This is a genomic window from Microvirga lenta, assembly GCF_020532555.1.
Lineage (GTDB): Bacteria > Pseudomonadota > Alphaproteobacteria > Rhizobiales > Beijerinckiaceae > Microvirga > Microvirga lenta.
The window spans coordinates 35,534-41,533 of record NZ_JAJBBR010000018.1; the positions used below are offsets into that span (position 1 = coordinate 35,534).

8 protein-coding genes and 1 pseudogene are annotated in these 6,000 nt (G+C 64.0%); 8 read left to right on the plus strand and 1 reads right to left on the minus strand.

Annotated elements, in window-relative coordinates; genetic code table 11:
* Positions 1–84 precede the first annotated feature (84 nt).
* The 8 genes from rsfS to LGR44_RS21125 all read left to right on the plus strand — a co-directional run bounded on the left by rsfS (position 85) and on the right by LGR44_RS21125 (position 5,165).
* On the plus strand, positions 85–414 hold the full coding sequence (gene rsfS / locus LGR44_RS21090; RefSeq protein ID WP_319004878.1) for a ribosome silencing factor: 330 nt from the start codon (positions 85–87) through the stop codon (positions 412–414).
* Positions 415–431: 17 nt separating this feature from the next.
* Positions 432–926, plus strand: coding sequence for a 23S rRNA (pseudouridine(1915)-N(3))-methyltransferase RlmH (gene rlmH / locus LGR44_RS21095; protein WP_226742687.1), 495 nt, complete (start codon positions 432–434; stop codon positions 924–926).
* 3 nt (positions 927–929) lie between these two features.
* On the plus strand, positions 930–2,282 hold the full coding sequence (locus LGR44_RS21100) for a murein hydrolase activator EnvC family protein (protein WP_226742688.1): 1,353 nt from the start codon (positions 930–932) through the stop codon (positions 2,280–2,282).
* Entirely contained in the window at positions 2,282–3,598 is a 1,317-nt protein-coding gene (locus LGR44_RS21105) for a S41 family peptidase (RefSeq protein WP_226742689.1), read from the plus strand. The genes LGR44_RS21100 and LGR44_RS21105 overlap by 1 nt, the downstream gene beginning before the upstream one ends.
* 219 nt (positions 3,599–3,817) lie before the next feature.
* Positions 3,818–4,360 (plus strand): RNA pyrophosphohydrolase, encoded by a 543-nt coding sequence (locus tag LGR44_RS21110; protein ID WP_226742690.1) that lies wholly within the window; start codon positions 3,818–3,820, stop codon positions 4,358–4,360.
* Positions 4,361–4,418: 58 nt separating this feature from the next.
* The gene (locus LGR44_RS21115; protein WP_226742691.1) at positions 4,419–4,631 is read left to right on the plus strand and encodes a sugar phosphorylase; all 213 of its coding nucleotides are present in this window, start codon (positions 4,419–4,421) and stop codon (positions 4,629–4,631) included.
* A gap of 169 nt (positions 4,632–4,800) precedes the next feature.
* The gene (locus LGR44_RS21120) at positions 4,801–4,947 is read left to right on the plus strand and encodes a hypothetical protein (RefSeq protein ID WP_226742692.1); all 147 of its coding nucleotides are present in this window, start codon (positions 4,801–4,803) and stop codon (positions 4,945–4,947) included.
* Positions 4,944–5,165, plus strand: a complete 222-nt coding sequence (locus tag LGR44_RS21125; RefSeq protein ID WP_226742693.1) for a hypothetical protein — start codon at positions 4,944–4,946, stop codon at positions 5,163–5,165. The genes LGR44_RS21120 and LGR44_RS21125 overlap by 4 nt, the downstream gene beginning before the upstream one ends.
* Before the next feature lie 110 nt (positions 5,166–5,275).
* Here the strand turns inward: LGR44_RS21125 and LGR44_RS21130 are convergent.
* Positions 5,276–6,000: pseudogene (locus tag LGR44_RS21130) on the minus strand (hypothetical protein); the annotation flags it as partial.

Consider the following 6,000-nt stretch of genomic DNA (forward strand, 5'->3'; position numbering starts at 1 on the left):
AACCTGAACCGACTGAACTCGCTTGAGGCGGAGCATCATCCGCTTCCCCCTCTCTCCGGAGCGGATGCTCCGCACGATGAGGATATCCGGGCCGCAGCCCTGGCCTCCCTCGAGGATATGAAGGCCGAAAATACGGTCGAAATCGACCTGGCCGGCAAAACCTCGCTTGCAGACACCATGATCGTTACGTCGGGCCGCTCCCACCGCCATGTGGGCGCCATCGCCGACCGCCTTATCAAGGACCTCAAGGACAAGGGGTTCGGGAATGCGCGCGTCGAGGGCCTGCCCGCCTGCGATTGGGTGCTGATCGACGCCGGTGACGTGCTCGTTCACATTTTCCGTCCCGAGGTTCGTGGTTTCTACAACCTCGAGAAGATGTGGGGCGCCGACCGTCCGCAGGACCGGGCCAGCTGATCAGAGGCTGACTTAAGTTGCGACTGAGCTTGCTGGCCGTGGGCCGTCTCAAGAGCGGCCCCGAGCGGGAGCTGGTCGAGCGATACAGGCAGCGGATCGAAGGCATGGGCCGTGCCCTCGGCATGGCCGGGCTGGACATCGTCGAGCTGCCGGAAAGCCGGGCCCGTCGGGATGACGACCGCCGTGCGGAAGAGGCGTCTGCCCTTCTGGACAAGGCGGGTGCGTCCGTGCTCGTGGTCTTCGACGAGCGCGGCAAGAGCCCGACGAGCGAGGCTTTCGCGGAGCGGGTCCGGCACTGGCGCGACGAGGGCCGACCCGGTCTCGCCTGCGTCATCGGGGGGCCGGATGGCCTCGATCCGAGAATCCGCCAGCGGGCCGATCTGGTGGTTTCCTTCGGGGCGTTGACGATGCCGCACCAGATCGTGCGCGCTCTCGTGGCCGAACAGGTCTATAGAGCCCTGACAATCATCGCCGGTCACCCTTATCATCGCGCCGGACACGATGATTCCTGACGGATGGCCCGCTTCACCTTTCTGACGACCCGCAAGGTTCTCGGCCTTGCTGCATGGATGGCATCTTTCTCCCTGGGCGTCGCGCACGCCCAGCAAGCGCCTGCGCCTGCGGCTCAAGCCCAGCCCGGCGCCGAGACGGCGGAGCAGAAGGCCCAGCGGGAGCGCGACCTCAGGATCCTCGAAGAGGCCATGGCGGCCAGTGCCGAGGCCCGCAAGCGCCTCGAGGCCGAAATCGCCGAGATCCAGACCGACCGGGCCAAGCTCAACACGGCCCTGATCGAAACCGCGAACCGGACGCGAGCCACGGAGGACCGGATCCGAGCCCTGGAGCAGCGGCTCCAGACCCTCACGGCCAGCGAGGCCGCGATCCGCCGGTCCCTCGAGAGCCGCCGCGGGGTCATCATCGAGGTCTTTGCCGCCCTCCAACGCATGGGGCGCCGCCCGCCGCCGGCGGTTCTGGTCCGTCCGGAGGACATGCTCGAAGCGGTTCGCGCCTCGATCATGCTGGGGGCGGTGCTCCCCGAATTGCGGGCCGAGGCCGAGACCCTCGCGACCGACCTCGCCGAGCTCGTGCGTCTCAAGAACGCCATCGCGACGGACCGCTCTACCCTGGGAAGCGAGCTGGCCGCCCTCACGGGCGAGCAGAACCGTCTCACCGCCCTCATGAAGGCCCGCCAGGGCCGGCTCGCCGAGGTCGAGAAATCGGTGGGCTCGGAGCGGGAAAAGGCTGTGGAACTTGCACGCCAAGCTGGATCTCTCAAAGAATTGATCGAGCGGATGGAGCAGGAAATCGCCGGGGCCCAGAAAGCCGCCGAGGAGGCCCGCAAGGCGGCCGAGGCGCAGGAGCGGGAGGCCAGGGAGCGCTTCGCCCAGGCGGCGTTCCGCGATCCGGCCCGATTGGCCCCGAAAATCCCCTTTTCAGAAGCGCGAGGCATGCTTCCGCAGCCCGTCAGCGGCGAAACCGTCCAGAATTTCGGCGCTTCCGACGGCTATGGCGGAACGACGCGCGGCATTTCGATCAGGACCCGTGCGAATGCAACTGTTGTATCACCCGCGGACGGATGGGTGGCCTTTGCCGGCCCCTTCCGGTCCTATGGCCGACTCTTGATCATCAATGCCGGTGGAGGCTATTATGTTCTTCTGGCCGGTATGGACCAAATCAGCGTCGATGTCGGACAATTTGTTCTCGCTGGAGAACCCGTCGCATCCATGGGAGAGACATCTCTCATGTCTTTGATGGGCGGTGCCATAGAAAAGAACAATCCCGTCCTCTATGTTGAGTTCAGGAAAGACGGCGGTTCGATCGATCCAGGTCCATGGTGGGCGAAATCGCAAAGCGAAAAGGTTCGCGGATAATGCGCAAACTGTCCCTTTTAATTCTTGGTGCGGCCATTGGCGCGGGCGGTGCGACGGTCATGTCGCAGACGAGCCTGTTGTCCAGCACGAGCGCGATTGCCGCCTCGGCCGACACCTATCGGCAGCTCAGCCTCTTCGGAGACGTTTTCGAGAAGGTCCGCACCGATTACGTAGAAAAGCCTGAGGAGGCCAAGCTCGTCGAGGCTGCCATCAACGGCATGCTGACCTCGCTCGATCCCCATTCGAGCTACATGGACGCCAAGAGCTTCCGCGACATGCAGGTGCAGACCCGCGGCGAGTTCGGCGGCCTCGGAATCGAGGTCACCATGGAGGAAGGTCTCGTCAAGGTGGTGACGCCGATCGACGATACCCCGGCCTCCCGCGCCGGCATCATGGCCAACGACGTCATCACCCAGATCGACGGCGAATCCGTTCAGGGCCTCAACCTGAACCAGGCAGTCGACAAGATGCGCGGCCCGGTCAATTCCTCCGTCACCCTCAAGATCCAGCGCAAGGAAGCGAAGGAGCCGATCGAGGTGAAGCTGACCCGCGAGACGATCAAGGTTCGTCCCGTGAGGGCTCGCGTCGAGGGCGACATCGGCGTTCTGCGCATCACGCAGTTCAACGAGCAGACCTTCGAGGGCCTGCGGTCAGGCATCGATAAGCTCACCAGCGAAATCGGTGCGGACAAGCTCGCCGGCTTCGTGATCGACCTGCGCAACAACCCGGGCGGTCTGCTCGACCAGGCCATCATGGTGTCGGATGCGTTCATCGACCGCGGCGAGATCGTCTCGACCCGCAGCCGCAACGCCGAGGACACCCAGCGGTTCAATGCCAAGGCAGGCGATCTGACCAAGGGCAAGCCGCTCGTCGTGCTCGTCAACGGCGGTTCGGCCTCGGCCTCGGAAATCGTGGCCGGCGCCCTGCAGGACCACAAGCGCGCGACGGTGCTCGGAACCCGGTCCTTCGGCAAGGGCTCCGTTCAGACCATCATCCCGCTCGGCGGCAACGGTGCCGTACGTCTGACGACGGCGCGCTACTACACCCCGTCGGGCCGTTCGATCCAGGCCAAGGGCATCGACCCGGATGTGGAGGTCCTGCAGGACATCCCGGAGGAGCTGAAGGGCAAGGACGAAACCAAGGGTGAGGCCGGTCTGCGCGGCCACCTGCAGAACGGCGGCGAAAAGGAAGAGCGCGGCGGTTCCTCCGCCTACGTCCCGCCGGATCCGGCAAACGACAAGCAGCTCATCGCCGCCTACGACCTGCTTCGCGGCGTTCGCAAGGGTGCGAGCAACACCACGGGCGCCCCGAACTAAGGCTCCTGACGCAAGTCATCCCGACAAGAAGAAAGGGCCTGACGGCAACCCGCCGTCAGGCCCTTTCCATTCATGTTCGACAAAACGTACGGAAGAGCTTGTGCCGCGCAGGATGAAGCGGCACTCTCGCAGGTGCTTTGGAACCAGAAGTGAGTTGTCGGCGATGATCATCAGATGTCTGCACGGTGTCACTGCAGCGCGTGAGGGAGGCCATCGCCGATGAGGGGCGCCAAAGCATCTCCGAGCAGGAAAGACCTGCCGTATCGCTCCTGTGTCGGAGTCATGCTTCTCAACAAGGATGGGCTCGTTTTCGTCGGCAGGCGCCGTTCGGAGGCCGGCGGCGAGCACGTGGCCGACGGCTACGCCTGGCAGATGCCGCAGGGCGGCATCGATCCGGGCGAGGATCCCTATCAGGCCGCCCTGCGTGAACTGTACGAGGAAACGAGCGTCCGTTCCGTGCGGCTTCTGGCGGAGGCGCCGGACTGGTACTCCTACGATCTGCCCTCGATGGTGGCCGGTCGCGCCTGGCGGGGGCGCTATCGCGGTCAGACCCAGCGCTGGTTCGCCTTCCGGTTCGAGGGAGACGAAAGCGAAATCGACATTCTTCATCCCGGCGGTGGCCACCATAAGCCCGAATTCGACGAATGGCGCTGGGAAGAAATGCGGCGGCTGCCGGACCTCATCATCCCGTTCAAGCGCCCCGTCTATGAGAACGTGGTTGCCGCTTTCGGTCACCTCGCAGGGCCTGCGGAACGGAGCTGACGCGATCCGGCGGAACTCCAGCTGCGCCGGTTGGTTGGTGCGCAGCAAGGAGGTGCCCATGGCCGAGACTCTTCGTGAATTCCTGAAGAAGGTGGAGAATCTTCCCCCCGAGACCCTGGTTTGCGTGGCGGAGGTGGACGAGGCCTTTGCGGCGAACGTGGCGCAGGTCGAGATCGTCGAGGATGCCAGGACGCAAAGTCGGAAAGCGGACGGCACGGAAACGGTCGAACTCGCCAACGGCAGTGAAAAGGTGGTCGTGATCCGCTGGTGACGGCTCGGTTGGATCGGCTCATCCATGAGCGAGTTTTGCGCTGCCGCGCTTGAAACGAAATCCATCGTTCAAAATTGAACTGTCAGAGGCTCGCTTCCTCGGCAGGGAAGCTGGCTCACGGCCTCGCAGCCGCGACATCACGGGCGTTCGGCCCAGTCAGGATCCAACGATGACAAAGAATATTCCCGGTACCCAGCAGAATCCCGACGGCATCCCTCAGGAAGGCCATGGCGGCTCCAATACCCGCGGGACCCAGCACAAGCAGGGCAAGGACGGCAACGGTGCTCAGAAGCGGGAGCAGGAGAAGAAGTCATGAGCAGCAACGGCAACAGAAGCCAGCCCAACCACGTTCGCGTGCAGGGGCAGCAGGACGAGCACGACAATCGGAGCAACACCAATGACAGCGGTGCGCCCGATGTCGGTCGAAACGGCGGCCTGAGCCATCAGGAAAGCCGCGACCATAATAAGCACAACAATGCCGGCCAAAGCGGACACAAACCGCAGCAGCACAGTCCGGCTCAGGAGAAGCAGTAAGAGGCGAGGCGCGTACAGCCCACCATCGCCCTCGCGCTGCACGCGGATTGGGAGCTCAAACAGCGAAGGGCGCTCCGAAATTTCGAAGCGCCCTTTTTCAGTTACAGTTCTTAGACGACGTAGAAGTCGGCCGCCGTTATCTTGAGGTTCTTGTCGAGCGTGGCGAAGGCGACCGCCGCTCCGCTGCCGGAGCCATCCGCATCATACGAGAGGATGCCCTTCTTGGCGTCGTAGACGATATAGTCGTTGCCGTTCTTGGCCTTGCTGCCGGTGGTGAAGAATGCACCGGCCAGTTTGCCCGGATCGGCCATCGTGCCGTTTCCGATCTTCTTGAAGACCGCATTGTCCAGAAAGATCCGGTCGTCCTTCACGCTGAACTCGACCAGTTTGTCGAGGTTCGTCGACTTGTTCGGCTTGGTGTCGAAGACGAAGGTGTCGCGTCCCGCTCCGCCCTTGAGGACATCATTGCCGAGGCCGCCGTTGAGACGGTCGTTGCCGGTTCCGCCCAGAAGCGTGTCATTCCCCGCACCGCCGAAGATCTTGTCCTTTCCGGCATAGCCATGGGCCCTGTCGTCGCCGACAGTACCGGTGATGGCGTCGTTGGCGGAGGTGCCGACGAAGCTCTTGCCCGCCAATGACGTGGACTCGGGCATCGGAGAGGGCGTCAGGCTCGGCGTCGGGGTAGGAGTGGGGGTGGGCGTCGGCGTGGGTGCCGGGGTTGCGGTGTCGGTGGGGGCACCGTGCTTGGCGGCGGAGGCGGAGGAGCCGTAGGACAGATCCGGCGATTTCACGTTGTAGGCGATGGTCTCTCCGCCGGACGGCGAGGAGCGGTACA